The sequence below is a fragment of the Mesorhizobium sp. CA15 genome (assembly GCF_020165215.1).
Taxonomy (GTDB): domain Bacteria; phylum Pseudomonadota; class Alphaproteobacteria; order Rhizobiales; family Rhizobiaceae; genus Mesorhizobium.
The window spans coordinates 190,891-207,828 of the sequence record NZ_JAIUHQ010000003.1; the positions used below are offsets into that span (position 1 = coordinate 190,891).

At 64.9% G+C, this 16,938-nt stretch carries 12 protein-coding genes and 1 riboswitch; of the genes, 5 read left to right on the forward strand and 7 right to left on the reverse strand.

The genetic code is table 11. The features are described 5' to 3' along the window. Positions 1-54 precede the first annotated feature (54 nt). Positions 55-3,459 carry an acyl-[ACP]--phospholipid O-acyltransferase gene (locus LB515_RS07585; RefSeq protein WP_224707308.1) on the reverse strand — a complete coding sequence of 1,135 codons (3,405 nt, stop codon included), beginning with the start codon at positions 3,457-3,459 and terminating at the stop codon, positions 55-57. 535 nt (positions 3,460-3,994) lie between these two features. Between LB515_RS07585 and LB515_RS07590 the strand changes: the two genes are divergently transcribed. The 5 genes from LB515_RS07590 to LB515_RS07610 are packed head-to-tail and all read left to right on the forward strand — an operon-like array spanning position 3,995 to position 11,390. Continuing rightward, positions 3,995-5,365: an SWIM zinc finger family protein gene (locus LB515_RS07590; RefSeq protein ID WP_224707505.1), complete on the forward strand. Its 1,371-nt coding sequence runs from the start codon at positions 3,995-3,997 to the stop codon at positions 5,363-5,365. Next, complete coding sequence (locus LB515_RS07595) at positions 5,362-6,801, forward strand: DUF5691 domain-containing protein (RefSeq protein ID WP_224707309.1); 1,440 nt, start codon at positions 5,362-5,364, stop codon at positions 6,799-6,801. The genes LB515_RS07590 and LB515_RS07595 overlap by 4 nt, the downstream gene beginning before the upstream one ends. Before the next feature lie 19 nt (positions 6,802-6,820). Further along, positions 6,821-7,900, forward strand: a complete 1,080-nt coding sequence (locus LB515_RS07600; protein WP_140844275.1) for an ATP-binding protein — start codon at positions 6,821-6,823, stop codon at positions 7,898-7,900. 3 nt (positions 7,901-7,903) lie between these two features. Next, positions 7,904-10,162 carry a DUF5682 family protein gene (locus LB515_RS07605; RefSeq protein WP_224707310.1) on the forward strand — a complete coding sequence of 753 codons (2,259 nt, stop codon included), beginning with the start codon at positions 7,904-7,906 and terminating at the stop codon, positions 10,160-10,162. Beyond that, on the forward strand, positions 10,155-11,390 hold the full coding sequence (locus LB515_RS07610) for a VWA domain-containing protein (protein WP_224707312.1): 1,236 nt from the start codon (positions 10,155-10,157) through the stop codon (positions 11,388-11,390). The genes LB515_RS07605 and LB515_RS07610 overlap by 8 nt, the downstream gene beginning before the upstream one ends. 22 nt (positions 11,391-11,412) lie before the next feature. Here LB515_RS07610 and LB515_RS07615 read toward each other — a convergent pair whose 3' ends face one another. From LB515_RS07615 to LB515_RS07640, 6 genes are all read right to left on the reverse strand, one after another. After that, positions 11,413-11,613: a hypothetical protein gene (locus LB515_RS07615; protein ID WP_224707313.1), complete on the reverse strand. Its 201-nt coding sequence runs from the start codon at positions 11,611-11,613 to the stop codon at positions 11,413-11,415. 99 nt (positions 11,614-11,712) lie between these two features. Next, positions 11,713-13,713, reverse strand: a complete 2,001-nt coding sequence (locus LB515_RS07620; RefSeq protein ID WP_224707314.1) for a protein-L-isoaspartate(D-aspartate) O-methyltransferase — start codon at positions 13,711-13,713, stop codon at positions 11,713-11,715. Between the two features lie 101 nt (positions 13,714-13,814). Beyond that, on the reverse strand, positions 13,815-14,540 hold the full coding sequence (locus tag LB515_RS07625) for an MgtC/SapB family protein (protein ID WP_224707316.1): 726 nt from the start codon (positions 14,538-14,540) through the stop codon (positions 13,815-13,817). A gap of 107 nt (positions 14,541-14,647) precedes the next feature. After that, positions 14,648-14,806, reverse strand: coding sequence for a peptide ABC transporter permease (locus tag LB515_RS07630; protein WP_224707318.1), 159 nt, complete (start codon positions 14,804-14,806; stop codon positions 14,648-14,650). 144 nt (positions 14,807-14,950) lie between these two features. Next, positions 14,951-16,015, reverse strand: a complete 1,065-nt coding sequence (gene fba, locus LB515_RS07635; RefSeq protein ID WP_095768796.1) for a class II fructose-bisphosphate aldolase — start codon at positions 16,013-16,015, stop codon at positions 14,951-14,953. A gap of 160 nt (positions 16,016-16,175) precedes the next feature. Then, positions 16,176-16,643, reverse strand: a complete 468-nt coding sequence (locus LB515_RS07640; RefSeq protein ID WP_224707319.1) for a 6,7-dimethyl-8-ribityllumazine synthase — start codon at positions 16,641-16,643, stop codon at positions 16,176-16,178. Positions 16,644-16,720: 77 nt separating this feature from the next. Next, a riboswitch (FMN riboswitch) is annotated at positions 16,721-16,873 on the reverse strand. Positions 16,874-16,938: the final 65 nt, after the last annotated feature.

Genomic DNA, 16,938 nt, shown 5'->3' on the forward strand with positions numbered 1-16,938 from the left:
GGGACTGGCAATGAACAGGCCGGAGCTTGTCGCCGGCCTGTTCGCACGCGCGGGTCAGGCGGCCTTGACCTTCAGGTCTTCCTCGCCGCGCACCATCCTGGTCACGCCGGCGAAGTCGAGCTTGCCGGAACCGAGCACCGGCACTTTCGCCACGACACGCACTTCGGCCGGAACCATCAGGTCCATGGCCCCGTTCGCCTTGGCGAAGGTCAGGAACTCGGCGCGGGTGGCGTTGGGCGCTTCCGTGATCAGGATCAGCTTCTCGCCCTTGCGCGCGTCCGGCAGCGTGGCGACGGCCGAAAGCGAGCCTTTCCAGAGTTCGCCGGCCAGCGCCTCCACCGCGGCCAGTGAGACCATCTCGCCGCCGATCTTGGCGAAGCGCTTGGCGCGGCCGCGGATCGAGATGAAGCCCGCGTCGTCGACTGTCACGACGTCGCCGGTGTCATGCCAGCCATCGGCGAGCGGCTCGATCACGCCCGGATTCTCGGTGCGCAGATAGCCGGCCATGACGTTCGGGCCGCGCACGAAGAGCCGGCCGCCTTCATCGACGCCGGGCACCGGCTGCAGCCGATACTCCATGCCGGGCATGATTTTACCGACGCTGCCCGACTTGTTGTACATCGGCGTGTTGATGGCGATCACCGGCGCGGTCTCGGTCACGCCATAGCCTTCCAGGATGCGCAGGCCGAATTTCTCCATATAGGTCGTGCGCGTGGCGGCCTTGACCGGCTCGGCGCCGGCGAAGCAGTAGCGCACCGAACGGAAGTCGTAAGGATGCGCCGTGCGGGCATAGCCCGACAGGAAGGTGTCGGTGCCGAAGATGATCGTGGCGTTCGAGGCATAGATCAGTTCCGGCACGATGCGGTAGTGCAGCGGCGAGGGGTAGAAATAGACCGGCACGCCTGAGATCAGCGGCAGCACCGTGCCCGCCGTCATGCCGAAGGAGTGGAAGATCGGCAGCACGTTGAACACCTTGTCGCCCGAATGGAAGTCGATGCGCGAGGCGGCCTGGGCGGCATTGGCCAGGATGTTGCGGTGGGTGAGCACCACGCCCTTGGGCGTGCCTTCCGAACCCGAGGTGAACAGGATCGCGGCCGGATCGTCCGCCTTGCGCGCCACCCGCGGGGTCGCCTTGCGGAGCAGGCCGAACAGCTTGTCCTTGAGGCCGATCGTGGCCCGCAGGTCGTCGAGCCAGACGATGTCGACCGAGCGGCCGATCTCCTCGACGACCGGCCCGAGCTTTGCCTGCTCGACGAAGGCGCGGGAGGTGAGCACGGTGCGCACCTCGGCCGCCTTGCAGGCCGACAGGATGTTCGCTGCGCCGGCGGTGAAGTTGATCATCGCCGGAACCTTGCCGGCCGACATCACGCCGAGAAGTGCCGCGCAGGCGCCGTTGGCGTTGGGCAGCATGATGCCCAATGTCTGCTGGCCGGCATAGAGATGCTCAAACTTCTCGCCGAGCACGGCGGCGGCCGTCAGGAGCTTGCCGTAGCTCAGCGACCCGGTAACCGGATCCTGCACGGCGAGCTCCTTCATGCCGCGCTCGTTGGCGGTCTCGATGATCTTCTCCAGCACCGTCTTGCCGATGTCCTGGGTGCGGAAGACCAGGTCCGACATCACCTGGTAGAGCGCGGAACCGGCCGCGGCGCGACGCTGGCGGCCCTTCAGTTCCTGCGCGACTTCGAGCTTCACCGGCTCCAGTATGGTCACCTTGACCTTCGGGAACAGGCGGCGGCGCACGTGCTGCGAGGTCAGCCGGGAGAAGTAGCTCTTCTCCAGCCCCTCGATGCGCACCGGCACCACCATCGAGCTGGTCTTGTCGGCCACCATGGCCGCGCCGTCATAGACCTTCATCAGGCCGCCGGTGACAGTGATGCGGCCTTCCGGGAAGATGACCAGCGGGTCGCCGCCCTGCACGATCTTTATCAGCGTGCGGGTCGACATCGGCTTCGCCGGATTGAGCGGCAAGGCGCGAGCAAACTTCATGAACGGCTTCATCCACCAGGCCTGTGCGATCGTATAGTCGATGGCGAAGACTGGTTCCTCGTCGGTCAGGGTCAGGGCCAGCGGACCGTCGAGGAAGCTGACATGGTTGAGGGCAAGGATTGGCGCCTTGCCGGCCGCCTTGAGGTTTTCGATGCCCTCGATCTCCAGGCGCAGGAAGGCGCGGAAGAGGATAGAGACGAAGTCGCGGAACGGATTGGTCGGCAGGTATTTCAGCATCAGCCAGGCGGCGACGGCGTTGGCCGCGACGAGGCCGAACAGGATGCCGGCGATCGAGACACCCGTAGCCTGGATGGCCGCGACGAGAATGCCGCCGACGGTCATGAAGCCCGCATTGACGATGCTGACCGCGGCCACGACGCGGGCGCGGCGCGCTTCCGGCGACCAGGCCTGCACGGCGGCGAAGGTCGGCACCACCAGGAAGGCGGCGGCAATGGCCATGCCGGCGAGGTCGATGGCGACGCGGATGGTGTTCGGGCCGGCGAAGAAGGCGGCAAGCGTCTCGGCCTTGGGCGAAGGCTGCATGCTGCCGATGGTCCAGGCAAGATGCAGGCCGAACAGCGCCAGCAGCGCGGTCCCGACCGGCGCCGGCAGCAGCACCATGCGTCCTTGCGACATCCAGGCGGCGATGGCCGAGCCGATGGCGATCGAGACGGCGAACACCGCGAGATAGGCAGTGACCGCGATCTCGTTGCCGCCGAGCGAATCCTTGATCAGCGTCGGCAGGATCGAAAGCACGATGGCGCCGACCAGCCAGAACCAGGAGGTCATCAGGCCGGCACGCCAGATGCGCGTGTCGGTGCGCAAGTCGGCGACCTGCCGCCAGGTCGAGCGGAAGATGTTCTTGTCGATGGCAAGGTTGGGTGCGGCCGAGCCGGTGGACGGGATAAAGCGGCTGACGAACCAGCAGCCGACGGCCAGCGCCATCATGATCGGTCCGAACACCCAAACGCCGATGCCATCGGCGGAGACGACGCCGCCGGCGATGGTGCCGCCGAGGATCGCCGCGAACGTGGCCGACTCGATCCAGGCATTGGCCTTTGGCAGTTCCTTGCGCTCGAGATGATCCGGCAGGATGCCGTATTTGATCGGCCCGAACAGCGCCGAGATGGTGCCGAACATCAACAGCGCCGTCATCAGCACCGGGATCGACGACAGCGCGATGCCGGCGACGGCGACGGCGGCCGCGGCGATCTCGGTGAACTTCAGCCGCCGCGCGATCAGCGCCTTGTCGAAGCGGTCGGCGATCTCGCCGCCAAGCGCCGACAGCAGCAGGAAGGGCGCCATGAAGACAGCCCCCGCCAGCGTCACCAGTGACGCGGCCTGGTCCTTGGCAAGCGTGAAGAGAATGAGGAACACCAGCGTGTTCTTCAGGAAATTGTCATTGAAGGCTGAGAGGAATTGCGTCCAGAAGAGAGGCGCGAAGCGCCGCGACATCATCAGATGGGTGTTCATGGCAATTTCCATTGGGCAAGTCCGGCTGGCAATCCGATTGGACTGAGCGGACACTTGCGCGGTTTGAGCCTTGTTTATCGGGAAGCCGTTAAACTTCGTTACTGCGATTCAATCCAATCCATTTGTTTCTTGTTCTTGGCGCCTGGAATCTGTCGTCCACGATCGGTCTCCAGGCCTTCCAGGCACGTGACTGTTTGCGGGCTTGGCTGTCGGCGAGCATCGATATGATCCTTTCGTTTCAGCGTTAAGCCGGATCGGCGCCGGTCTGTTTCAGGCCGGATACATTGCCTTGAACGCTGTTCACGAGCGCACTATAGCATATCGTGAACGACGTTCAAGAGAAAAATGAACGATGTTCACAAATGGCCTGACCGGTGCTGTCAGGAGAGCACGGAACGTTAGACAGGTTATCAAATTTTACGGCGGCTGGAGCTACACCGGCGCGCCGCAAACGGCTATCAATCGTTGCGACGTCATTGCTTCGGGGTGGTGAGAGGCGCGCGGCTTGCAGCTGGATTTGAAGACAATCGAGGCATTGGCCCCCGATCAGGCTTCGCTTGGCGCCGCGGCCAAGCTGACCAAGCGGTCGAACTGGCCCAGGCTTGAAGCACATAAACAGCTTCCGCTCATCTGGGGCGAATGCCAGGGCTCAGGATCCAACCCGTACCGGGTCGCATTCGACACCTCCGATCACGGCTATAAATGCACGTGTCCGTCGCGAAAATTTCCGTGCAAGCACATACTGGCGTTGGCGTGGATCGGTGCCACGGCGCCCGACAGCTTCGCGCGTGTCGACCAGACGCCCGACTGGGTGAACGACTGGCTCGGCCGGCGCCGCAAGCCAGGACAGCCGCCGGCGCAAGCGCCCGCGCGCGCGGAAGGCAAAAGCATCGACGAGGCATCGCGGCTGGAAGAGACCGCTCCTGTTGAGGACGCTGCTGCCGCCGAACGCCGCGAGGCCGCGCAGCGCAAGCGGGCCGAGGACACGCGCAGCGCGGTTTCTGCGGCGCTCGATGAGTTCGACCAATGGATCGCCGATCAGCTTCGGCTCGGTCTCGCCGGCTTTGTCGGCGCCAGCAGTGAACGCTGCCGCCGCATCGCGGCGCGTCTTGTCGATCTGAAGGCGACGACGCTCGCCGGGCGCATCGACGAGTTGCCGGCGCGGCTGATGGCGCTGCGCGGCGAGGAGCGCCCGGACGCCGCGATCCGCGAGCTCGGCAAGCTGGTGCTGCTCGGCAAGGCCTGGCGTGCCGCGCCCGACGATGCCGAATTGAAGCGCCTGGTCTCGACGTCGGAGACGCGCGACCAGATCCTCGCCAACCCCGATGCCGTCCGGGTCGAGAGCGTCTGGGAGGTGCTTGGCGAAAAGATCGAGACGCGGCGCGACGGCCTTGTAAGCCACGCCACCTGGTTGCTCGATCTCAGGAGTCCAACTCCACGATTTGCACTCCTGCTCGATTTCTTCCCGGCATCAGCGGGGCGGCGCTCCGGCGCTTTTGCCCCCGGGGACCGCTTCAAGGCGAGGCTGGTGTTCTACCCATCCCGCAATCCGCTCAGGGCGCTGGTCGCGGAGCGGCTGGGCGACGCGTCGCCTGGCGCATGGCCGGCGTTCGCCGGCGGCGCCGAGACCGATCCGCTCGCCGCTTATTCCGTATTCCAGGACAAAACGCCTTGGTTGTCCGATTGCCCGCTCATCCTGCCGGCCGGCGCGATCGCGCTGGACGAAAGGGACGGCGCCTGGTGGCAGGCGGCGAACGATCCGCATGGCATTGCCTTGCCTGTCGCGGGTTCGGTCAATCAAACCTTGCTCGGTCTCGACCTCGCGGCGACGGCCGCGCTCTGGAATGGCGCGAGGCTCGAGCTTCTGGCTTCGCAAAGCAGCATGGGGAGGCTCGACCTGTCGTGAACGAGCTCGATCAGGCAGGGGTGGCGAGGCTGCGCGACGGCTGGATTTCCGGCGGCGCTGCTTTCGAATTTGCTCCCGCCGAATGGAAGGGAGTCGCGGCGGCGGCCAACCCGGACGAGCAGGAGCGGCGGCTGCTGGCCATTGCCGCGCAGGCGCTGGATGTCGCGCTCCGCCCGGCGGCGCCGAAGACCTTGAAACGCCGTCCGCCACTGCCATTGCTGGCCTTGCCGATGCTTCCCGAACGGCTGCGGCCGTCGCTGCGTGCCGCACTGAAATATGCTGCCGATGCGCGGCTCAAGACCCGCGTGGCCACGCTCGTCGCCAGCCGAGGCTTCGTGCTGCATCCGATGGACTGGATGCCCGCTGTGGCGGATCAGGAAAGCCCTGATGTCTATGCGCCCTGGATCGACTGGCAGGCAGGCGCCGAGGGCGAAAAACGGTCCGGCCGCGAGCAACTGACGGCGGAAACCTGGGACGACTTCTATCCAGCCGCGCGCCGTATTGCCTTTATTGATTTACGGCGCACCAGGCCCGCCTTGGCGCGGACTCTCATCGAGACCAAAGGGGCAAGCGAACCGGCGGAGGTCAGGCTTCCACTTGTCGAACTCATGCGTTTCGGCCTTGGTACCGATGACGTTCCGTTTCTGAAGAGCTTGTCTGCCGATCGCTCCGGCAAAGTGCGCGAAATGGCCGGCCGGCTCCTGGCAAGGTTGGGCGAACGTGGCAATCCAACTGATGGCGGGCCGGAGAATCCGATAGCCGAGCTCGCCGCTTTCATCGAGGAAGGCAAGTCCGGCTTCATCCGGCGCCGCACCACCTATGCGCCGATAAAAATCAAGTCGCCCGCGCAACAGGCACGTCGCACCGACTTGTTCGCGTCCTGCTATTTCGGCGATCTTGTCGCCCGCTTCGGCAAGACGGAGTCCGATTTCATCGGGTCATGGCAGTTTGGCGTCGATGACAATGCCGACCTCTTTCTCGTTCGAATGGTCTCGGCGTCCGGCGGCGATGCGTCGGTGGCTTGTTTGGCGGACCTGCTCGTCGCCGCTGGCGGCAGGTTGGCGCTTCTCGTCCTCCAGCTCATGTTGCGTTTGGACGGCGGCAGGAAACGTCTCCTGATCAGGCAGATCCTGAATGACGCTCAAAATCTGGCCGCGCTCACCCTGGTTGAAGGCGCGGAAGCAGGCTGGCTGGAATGGGGCGACCTCACAAGCGGCAAGACGCTTTCGGCGCTGCGTGCCGCCGTCTCGGGGGACAACGACATCATGAAACGAAGCGCCGAGCAGTATCTCGAAACCATGGGCTTTCTCGCCACGGCGGCGGCGGCGGAAAAATTGATCGGCGAGGTCGTTGCCGCAGGCTTGCCGCCCGCATCGCCATCGCTCGGTCTGCTGCGGCTCAACGCGGCGCTTGCCCAGAACCAATCCCACAGATGATCAAACAGGAGACGATCGCATGAACGCAGCCATCCGCCTTCCGGTCGAAGAAATCTATGCGTCGGAACTGCAGGCGCTGGCGCGCGGCGACGACCGTCAGAAGCCTGCCGGCTGGAGTCTGTCGCCCAAAGCAGTGCTCACCTATCTGATGGGCGGCAAGGCCAGCGACGGCACGGTGATTTCGCCGAAATATGTCGGCCGCCGGCAATTGATGGAAACGGCGGTCGCCACTTTGGCTACCGACCGGGCGCTGCTTCTGCTCGGCGTTCCCGGGACGGCGAAATCCTGGGTGTCGGAACATCTCGCCGGCGCCATCATGGGAAACTCGACGCTGGTCGTGCAATGCACCGCCGGCACCGACGAGAACCAGATCCGCTATGGCTGGAACTATGCCCAGCTGCTGGCCAAGGGCCCGAGCCAGGAGGCGCTGGTGCCGACCCCGCTCTACCGCGCCATGCAGGACGGCAAGCTCTGTCGCCTGGAAGAGTTGACGCGCATGGGCTCCGACGTCCAGGACACGCTGATCACCGTGCTCTCGGAAAAGATGATGCCGGTGCCGGAATTGAACACTTCGATCTATGCGCAGCGCGGCTTCAACATCATCGCCACGGCCAACAACCGCGACAAGGGCGTCAACGAGCTCTCCTCGGCGCTGAAGCGTCGCTTCAATGTCGTGGTGCTGCCCTTGCCTGAGGACATGAACGAGGAAGTCTCCATCGTCTCCCGGCGCGTCGGCGAGATGGCCGGCGGGCTTGACCTGCCGGTGCCGAAGAATGTCGGCGAGGAGATCGCCCGCGTGCTCACCATCTTCCGTGAGCTGCGCTCGGGCGCGACCGCCGACGGCAAGGTGACGCTGAAGACGCCGTCGGGCTCGCTGTCCACCGCCGAGGCGATCGCCACGATGGTCGGCGGCCTCAGTCAGGCGGCCTGGTTCGACGACGGCAAGCTTCACGCCGCGGGCCTTGCCTCGAGCCTTGTCGGCGCCATCGTCAAGGATCCGGTGCAGGACAAGGTGGTGCTGGAGGAATATCTGGAGACGGTGCTCAAGAAGCGGCCGGACTATGCCGGCTATTACGCGGCGCTCAACGCGGCCATCTGAGCGATGATTGAGGGCGGCATCAGCTATTTCGGCATTCGCCATCACGGGCCGGGCTCCGCCGAGAGCCTGGTCAAGGCGTTGCAGGAATTGCGGCCCGTCGCCGTGCTGATCGAGGGGCCGGTGGATGCCACGCCGCTGCTGCCGCTGCTCGCCAGCCCCGACATGAAGCCGCCGGTGGCGCTGCTCTGCTATCCCGAGGATGATCCCGCGGCAACGAGGTTCTGGCCTTTCGCCGAATTCTCGCCCGAGTACCAGGCGGCGCTGTGGGCCGTAGCCAACAAAGCGGCGCTTCGCTTCATCGACCTGCCGTCGGCGGCGCGGCTGGCCGAGAAGGCGGCTGAAAGTGCGACGGACGCCGATGGGGCCGAAGCGGAGGCGACGGAAGAGCAGGGCGAGGAGACCGAACGCATCCGAGATCCGATCGGCACCCTGGCGCGAGCCGCCGGCTACGAGGACGGCGAGAGCTGGTGGTCGGACATCATCGAGCAGAATCCTGCACCCGGCCCGATCTTCGCGGCCATTGCCGACGCGATGACGACGCTGCGCGACGGCGAGCGTGCGATCGGCAACTTCGAGGCGATGCGCGAAGCGCATATGCGTCTCGAGATCGCCGCCGCGCGAAAGGAATTCGACGGACCATTGGCCGTCGTCTGCGGTGCCTGGCACGTGCCGGCCCTTCGGGCGGCGCACACGCAAAAGAGCGACCAGGCGCTGCTCAAGGGCATCGGCCGACGCAAGACCACGATGACCTTCGCGCCATGGACCGGACCGCGCCTGGCGCTGGGCTATGGCTATGGCGCCGGCGTCGTCGCTCCCGGCTGGTGCAAGCATCTGTGGGCGACGCGCGGGCGCGATGATGCCTCGGTCCTTTGGCTGGCGCGGATCGCCGCGGTGCTCAGGGGTAAGGGCCATATGGTTTCCACGGCCTCTCTGATCGAGGCAGAGCGCTTGGCTCGCGCGCTCGCCGCCATCCGCGACAGGCCGAAGCCCGGCTTCGAGGAACTGCGCGACGCCTCGGTCTCGGCGCTCTTCAACGGCGAGGCTTTGCTGTGGAAGATGGTCGAGGCCGAGCTGCTGCTCGGCGCCGATGTCGGCGAGATTCCGCCAGACACGCCGCTTGCCCCACTGATCGATGATCTGCAGCGCAACCAGAAGGCGGCCCGGCTGAAGCCCGAGGCCCTTGAGCGGGAACTTTCCGTAGACCTGCGCAGCGAGAGCGGGCTCTTCCGCTCGACATTGCTGCACCGGCTGAATGTGCTTGGCGTCAACTGGGGCAGGCTGACGGATGTCGGCCGCAGTCGCGGCACGTTCCGCGAGCGCTGGATGTTGGCCTGGCAACCGGAATATGCGGTTCGCCTGGTCGAGAACCTGGTCTATGGACCGACCATCGAGAAGGCCGCCAATGGCCGCCTGATCCAGATGATCGGCGCGGCCGCGACACTGGATACGCTTGCCACACTGGTGCAAAACGCGATCACGGCGGGGCTGAGCGAGGCGTCCGCCGCCGGGCTCGCGGCGCTGGAGGAAAAGGCGGCGCACAGCAGCGAGTGCCTGGAGCTGCTGGCCTCGGTGCCGCCGCTGGCCGACATCATCCGCTACGGCGAGGCGCGCAAAACCGAGACCGAACGCCTCGCCGGCCTCTTGGAACGGTTGATCATCGAAGGATCGATCGCGCTGCCTTATGCGGCGCGCGACCTCGACGCGCAGGCCGCCGCGGCATTGATGGCCGCGTTGCGCAAGGCCGACGAGGCGATCAGGCTGGTCGAACCGGACGAGCATGTCCTGGAGGCCTGGCGCAACGGTCTGGCTGCCGTGCTCGATTCATCGCGCTCGACGGCGCTCGTCGCCGGCTGCGCCGCGCATCTGCTCTACGAGCACGGCCGGCTCTCCGCCGAAGCGACCGCTAATCTGCTCGCAAAGCGTCTGTCGCCGGGGACGCCCGTTGCCGATGCCGCGGCATTCTTCGAAGGCTTTTTCAGCGGCGCCGGCCAGAGGCTGATCTATGACGAAGGGTTGCGCGGCGCCGTCGATACCTGGTTGGCCTCGCTGGAAGAGGAAGCTTTCGTGGCGCATTTGCCGCTGCTGCGCCGCGTCTTTTCCAACCTCGACAGCATGGAGCGCCGGCGCCTGATCGAGGCCGTGCTTGGCAAGAGAGCGAGCCTGCCCACCGGACTGACGCCGGCGCCGGACGGCGGCGAGGCCTGGCGCAGGCATTTTGCCCTTCTTGGAAAGCTGCTCGCAGGGGAGCCCCGCCATGGCTGACGAAGCGACTGGGCCGGAGCTCGATCAGACGCTGGACAGTCGGGAGCGTCGCTGGCGGCTGGCGATTGGCGCCGACGAGGAGACATCGTCGGCGCTCTCGGCCGAGGATCGGCGGCTATCTGCGGCGCTCGACGCGCTTTATGGCGACGGCAGCGGCGACACCGCCGGCGATCCGCGTAAGCGGCGTGGCGGGCTTGGCCGCTCGGCGCCGCGCGTCGCTCAATGGATGGGCGACATCCGCTCCTTCTTCCCCGAGCAGGTCGTGCAGGTCGTGCAGAAGGACGCCTTCGAGCGGCTGAACCTGAAGCAGATGCTGATGGAGCCGGAATTCCTCAAGGCAATCGAGGCCGACGTCAATCTCGTCGCCGACCTGATCTCGCTGCGCTCGGCAATGCCGGACAAGACCAAGGACATCGCGCGCTCGATCATTACCGATATTGTCGCGAAGCTGATGCAACGTCTGGAGCAGAAGACCGCGGAGGCGATCCGTGGCGCGCTCGATAAGTCGCGGCGCACCAACCGCCCGCGCCAGCGCGACATAGACTGGCCGCGCACTATTACGGCGAACCTTCGCCACTACCAGCCGGACCACAAGACCGTCGTGCCGGAAAAGCTGGTCGGCTTCATGCGCCGCCAGCGGCGGCTGGTCGATCTCGACGAGGTAACGCTCTGCGTTGACCAGTCCGGCTCGATGGCAAGCTCGGTCATCTACGCCTCGATTTTTGCCGCCGTGATGGCGTCACTGCCGGTCGTGCGCACCAAGCTCGTATGTTTCGACACCGCCATCGTCGATCTGACGGAAGAGCTCAGCGATCCGGTTGAGGTGCTGTTCGGCGTCCAGCTCGGCGGCGGCACCGATATCAACCAGGCCGTCGCCTATTGCGCCGAGCGCATCGAGCGGCCGGCCAAGGCGCATTTCATCTTGATCACCGATCTCTACGAGGGCGGCAACGGCAAGGAGCTTCTGCAAAGGCTGGCGACGCTGGTGCGGTCGGGCGTCAACGTGGTCGTGCTGCTCGCGCTTACCGACCAGGGCCGCCCCGGCTACGACCCTTCCATGGCCGGCTCGGTCGCGGCGCTGGGCATTCCGGTCTTTGCCTGCACGCCGGATCACTTCCCCGACATGATGGCGGCGGCGCTGCGCCGCGAGGACATCGGCGCCTGGGCGGCAGGGGCCGACATCAAGCTCGTTCGCGCCGACGCGGAAGAGCCAAAAACGGATGCGTGAGGCACGCGCCTGGCTTTAGACTCTATTTGTTCGTGCGCATTTTTTGCCGCGGATTGATGCCGCCGCTGGCCGTTGTGTCGTTCTCGACGTCGCCTTCGGTCGTGTTCTCGCCGAGCTCGAGATCATCGCCTTCCTTGATGCTGCCCTTTGACGTTCCGATGCCTGGATTGTTTTCCAGATCGGCGTCGCTCAGTTTGCGCGATTTGAGATGCTTGGTGCTCATGGCAGGCTCCTTCCAAGATTTGCTGGATGAGGAACTGATTGGCCGAAGCGAATGTTCCGAGCGCATTTGGACGCCGCCCGTTCCGAAACTCCGACTTCGTCAAAGTCCGAACGGATAGGTTTCGGGTACACCGGTCCTGGCATGCTCCGGCCCAAGCGGCGTCACCGCTTTCGTCTTGTCGAACCAGACGAAGGCGTCGAACTGCCTCGGCAGCGAGGCATCGGCATAGTGGCTGCGCAGTTCGGTTTCCGGCCTGTAGATCACGCCGATGAAGCGCTCCAGCCGCCGCTCCAGCAGGCGATGTCTCAGCGCGGCGTCGCGGTCCATATCGAGCAGGAACCGCGACACCCCGCTGTCGTGGCAGAGCCGTTCGTAGCTGTCCGCATGCGAAGGGCGCACCCGCATGACCTGCATCGGATCGTCCCAATCGGAAGCCGCGGCCACGGTTCCGGAATGGGTGCCGAAGCCGATCAGCGCCACTTGGTCGCCGAAGCGCTCGCGGCAGAGCTGGCCGATGTTCAACTCCTGCCTGATCGTTCCCATCTCGGTGAAGCGGGCATCGCCGATATGCGAGTTGTGGGCCCAGACGACGGCCTTTGACTCCGAGCCGCGCGCATCGAGTAGATGCTCCAGCGTCTCGAACATGTGCGTGTCGCGAAGGTTCCAGGATTCCGCCCCGCCGTAATACATGATGCGATAGTAGCGTTCAGCGGCTGCGATCAGCCTTGCGTTCTGCGTGGCATCGAGAAAGTCGGCGCCGTCCTGTCGAGCGTAGTCGAGCTGTCTTGCAAGCAGCTCCTGACATTGCTCCAGCACGGCTTGTTCGCATTTGCGATAGCCGGCGGTGAGCACGGCGCGCCCGTATGTTGAAGGCTCTTTCTGCCACGGCGTCAGGCAGCCATAGCGTTGCCGCGCAGCGGCGGCGGCATCCGGATCGACCTGATCGAGATAGCGCAGGACGGCCGCAATCGACGCGCTCATATTGTAGATGTCGAGACCGTAAAAGCCGGCCCGGCGGCTTACATCGTCGAGGCCTCCATTGTGATCCCGTATCCAGCCGACGAATGCGTCGACATCGGTGTTGCGCCACATCCATGTGGGAAAGCGCTGGAATGGCGGCTCTGTGGCCGCGCGCGGCGGCCGATGGCGGACATGGCGGTCAATGGCCGCAGCATCCGGCCAGTCCGCCTCAACCGCGACGATGCTGAAGCCATGCTTTTCGATGAGCCGGCGCGTGATCGCGCCGCGCGCCCTGTAGAATTCGGAGGTGCCGTGACTGGCCTCGCCGAGAAGGACAACACGCCGGTCCGCGAAGCGGTCGAACAGATCGCCGAACGCCGGGTCTTCGAAATCCGGCAGCGGCTCGGCGGCGGCCGCGATCATCTCCGGCAGGCTTCTTTCGCGCGGCTGCGGCGTGACCACAGCCGGTCGATCGGCTCCATATCGAGGCCATTCCGCCCAGCCTTGTTCGCCGATGAGCGGAACGAACTGCACGCCACCGAGGTCTTCCTCCTCGTAGGTCGTTGCGCCGGTTCGGGTGACCTTCAGCAGCCGCTGGTCGTCGACCTCCTTGCCGACGGGGATCACCAGACGGCCACCGACATCGAGCTGTTCCTGAAGCGCCAGCGGCGCGCCGGGACCGGCTGCGGCCACCAATATGGCATCGAACGGAGCGGCGTCGCTCCATCCCTTGGTGCCGTCGCCGGCGCGAACCTCGATATTGTCGTAACCGAGGCGTTCGAACCGCTGCCGGGCGATTTCGGCGAGCATCGCATGGCGCTCTATCGTGTAGACGCGGGCCGCAACACGACTCATCACCGCCGCCGCGTAGCCCGAGCCCGTCCCAACCTCGAGAACGCGGTCGCCAGGATCGATCTCAGCGGCTTCGATCATGTAGGCGACCATAAAGGGTTGCGAGATCGTCTGACCCTTGCCGATCGGCAGAGGGGTGTCCTCATAGGCGAATTCCTCGAAATCGGGGTCGACAAAGACCTCGCGTGGAACCTCCCGCATGGCCTCCAGGACCCGGCGGTCATGAATTCCACGCTGGGCGATCTGGACATCGACCATCCGGCCGCGCGTCAGAGAAAGTTCGGCCATCAATGCCTACCGATCATGGACAAGTACCATCTTGCCCAGAACCATCTGCGGGCGGGAAAGTTTCATGTCCGGGACGATTTCAAGCATCCTCCGTTACGACACTAGAACGGCTTCTCGCTAATCACCTCGAAGCGCTCGACCGCGCAATGCTCGCCGACAAGCGTCAGCACGTCGGTCGAAGGTGGAATAGCGTCCGGCTGCTTCCACAGAATATTGAAGGAATAAACAAAGCGCTCACGGTCTGCGTCGTGCTCCATGCCGACGAAGCGGGCACTGTAGCCAAGCGGCCGTACCATTTCCTGGAGGTCGGGCGGCGAGTTTTTCGGCCAGGAGACCGAAAGGATTGCCTTGTGATCGCGCCGGATCTTGAGGTCGACCCATTTCAGCGCCTGCAGTGTCACCAGCGTCAGCACGGTTGCGATCGCGCCGAGGCCGTACTGGCCGCCGCCGAAGGCAAGGCCGATCATGGTCATGATCCACATCGTGGCGGCGGTGGTGACGCCGGTGACCAGATCGCCGCGCCGCAAGATAGCGCCGCCGCCGATGAAGCCGACACCGGTGAGCACGCCGAGGGCAAGACGCATCACATCCATGCGCACGAAGGAGTCTGGTCCTTTGCCCGAGACACCGAGTAGCATGTTGGCCTGGACCATTGCGACGCAGGCCGCAAGGCCGACCAGGATGGTCGTCCGCAACCCGGCGGAATGACCGCGGGCCTCGCGGTTCAGGCCAATGAGGAAGCCTGCAAGCACCGTGACCAGCAGCCGCGCGACGAGGTCCGGCCAGGTCGGATGAAGCGGCATGTCGCAGCAAAGCGGCGTGAACATGGTCCGTCGGGGCAGCCTAAGCGCGCCCTCAGTTGCGTCTGGAATGCTCAACTAGGCTTGGCCGCTGATGGTTCCCTGGCCGCTACTTCGTCATGCGCGAATCGCCCTCACCGGACGGCAATGCTCAGCAACAGCGCCAGCACGACGATGCCGACCAGTCCGGCGATGAAGATGATGCGACGGGTGCGCGTGCGCAGGATGATTTCGCCCTGTCGCGCGTCCTGCCCGGAAAACACCGGACCTTCGCCGTCGCGGTCCTTGCTCATGGTTGTCTCCTTCCCTGCGAGCGGGCACGGGAGGCGTCAGAGCAGGAACCGTTTTGGCCGGTACGAAGTTCCGCCACGCGGATGCTGAGGCGAGGACAGGGCGGCTACCGCGACCGGCCGAAAACCGGCCGCGGGAAAGTTGGCTCAGCCGAATTTCGGGTCGAGGCTGCCCGACTTGTAGCGCTTGGCCATGTCGGCCAGCGGGATCGGCTTGATCTTCGAGGCGTTGCCGGCGGTGCCGAACTGCTCGAAGCGCTCCTTGCAGAGCTTCTTCATCGCCGCCATGGCCGGCGTCAGATATTTGCGCGGATCGAACTCGCTGGGGTTCTCGGTCAGCACCTTGCGGATGGCGCCGGTCAGCGCCATGCGGTTGTCGGTGTCGATGTTGATCTTGCGCACGCCATGCTTGATGCCGCGCTGGATCTCCTCCACCGGCACGCCCCAGGTCGGCTTCATCTGGCCGCCATATTTGTTGATGATCTCCTGCAGTTCCTCCGGCACCGACGACGAGCCGTGCATGACCAGATGCATGTTGGGCAGGCGGCGATGGATCTCCTCGATCACGTTCATTGCCAGCACTGCGCCGTCCGGCTTGCGCGAGAATTTATAGGCGCCGTGGCTGGTGCCCATGGCGACGGCCAGCGCGTCGACATGCGTGTCGCGCACGAACTGCTCGGCCTGCACCGGATCGGTCAGCAACTGGTCGTGGCTGATCGCGCCCTCGACGCCGTGGCCGTCTTCCTGCTCGCCGCCGCCGCTCTCCAGCGAACCCAGCACGCCGATCTCGCCTTCCACCGAGACGCCGCCCCAATGCGCCATGTCGACGACGCGCCGCGTGATGCCGGAATTATAGGCGTAGTCGGCCGGCGACTTGCCGTCCTCCTTCAGGGAGCCGTCCATCATCACCGAGGTGAAGCCGTACTGGATCGCGGTGACGCAGGTCGCTTCGTTGTTGCCATGGTCGAGATGCATGCAGACCGGGATGTCGGGATGGATCTCGACCAGCGCGTCGATCAGCTTGGCCAGCACCACGTCATTGGCATAGGCGCGCGCGCCGCGGCTGGCCTGCAGGATGACCGGCGACTTGGTCTCCTCCGCCGCCTCCATGATGGCGAGGCCCTGTTCCATATTGTTCATGTTGAAGGCAGGCACGCCATAGCCATGTTCGGCGGCATGGTCGAGCAATTGTCTCAGTGTGATGCGAGCCAACGAATAGTCTCCCGTATCTGGTTCGAGCCCGTGTTTGAAAAGGCCGCCCGGGCGTCGGGCGGCCCCTTTGCTTCTGGCCGGATTTCGGGCCTGCCGCAACCGTTTGAACCCTTTTCGGCCGCAATTCTTGTTGCAGTGCTGAAATCAGGCGCTTTCGGACTTAGGCCGCGATCTTTGCGCGCGCGGCGAGGATTTCGACGCAGGCTCTCGCCGCTTCCTTGCCCTTCACGATGAAATGCTCATGGAAGAAGCGGTGATGCTCGGCGCTGTCATGGTAGTTGTGCGGCGTCAGGACGGCCGACAGCACGGGCACGCCGGTCGCGAGCTGCACATTCATCATGCCGTCGATGACGGCGCTCGCCACGAAGTCGTGCCGGTAGATGCCGCCATTGACGACGAAGGCGGTGCCGAGGATCGCGGCGTAACGGCCGGTCTCGGCAAGCGTCTTGGCGTGCAGCGGAATCTCGTAAGCGCCCGGCACGTCGAAGACCTCGACGGCAAAGCCGCCGAGGGCGGCAAGCTCCGTCTCGAACGCCGTCACGCATTGGTCGACGATATCGGCATGCCAGCGCGCCCGGATGACGGCAACATGACGGACAGTATGGTCTTTAAGGAAATGCTGATTCATGGGTCCTTCCTTCCGTTTCGAACCAGAATCAGGACGCACGACGCAAAAACCCGGCCCGCGCCAGCGAGCCGTCTTGCGTACGTTCTCTTCCATCCGGACTGTAACCGTCGGCTCCGGAATCGCACCGGATCTGCTGACCCTTCCGTTTACGCGGAAGGCGCTCGCGGGCTTGAGCGATCGAAATCGCCCTTACCGCCGGTGGGGACTTTCACCCCGCCCTGAGAACATTAACGCAGGTTTTATGGGAGAGCAGGGCAATAGTGTCAACTGGCGATGACATCGCGGTCGTCATCCT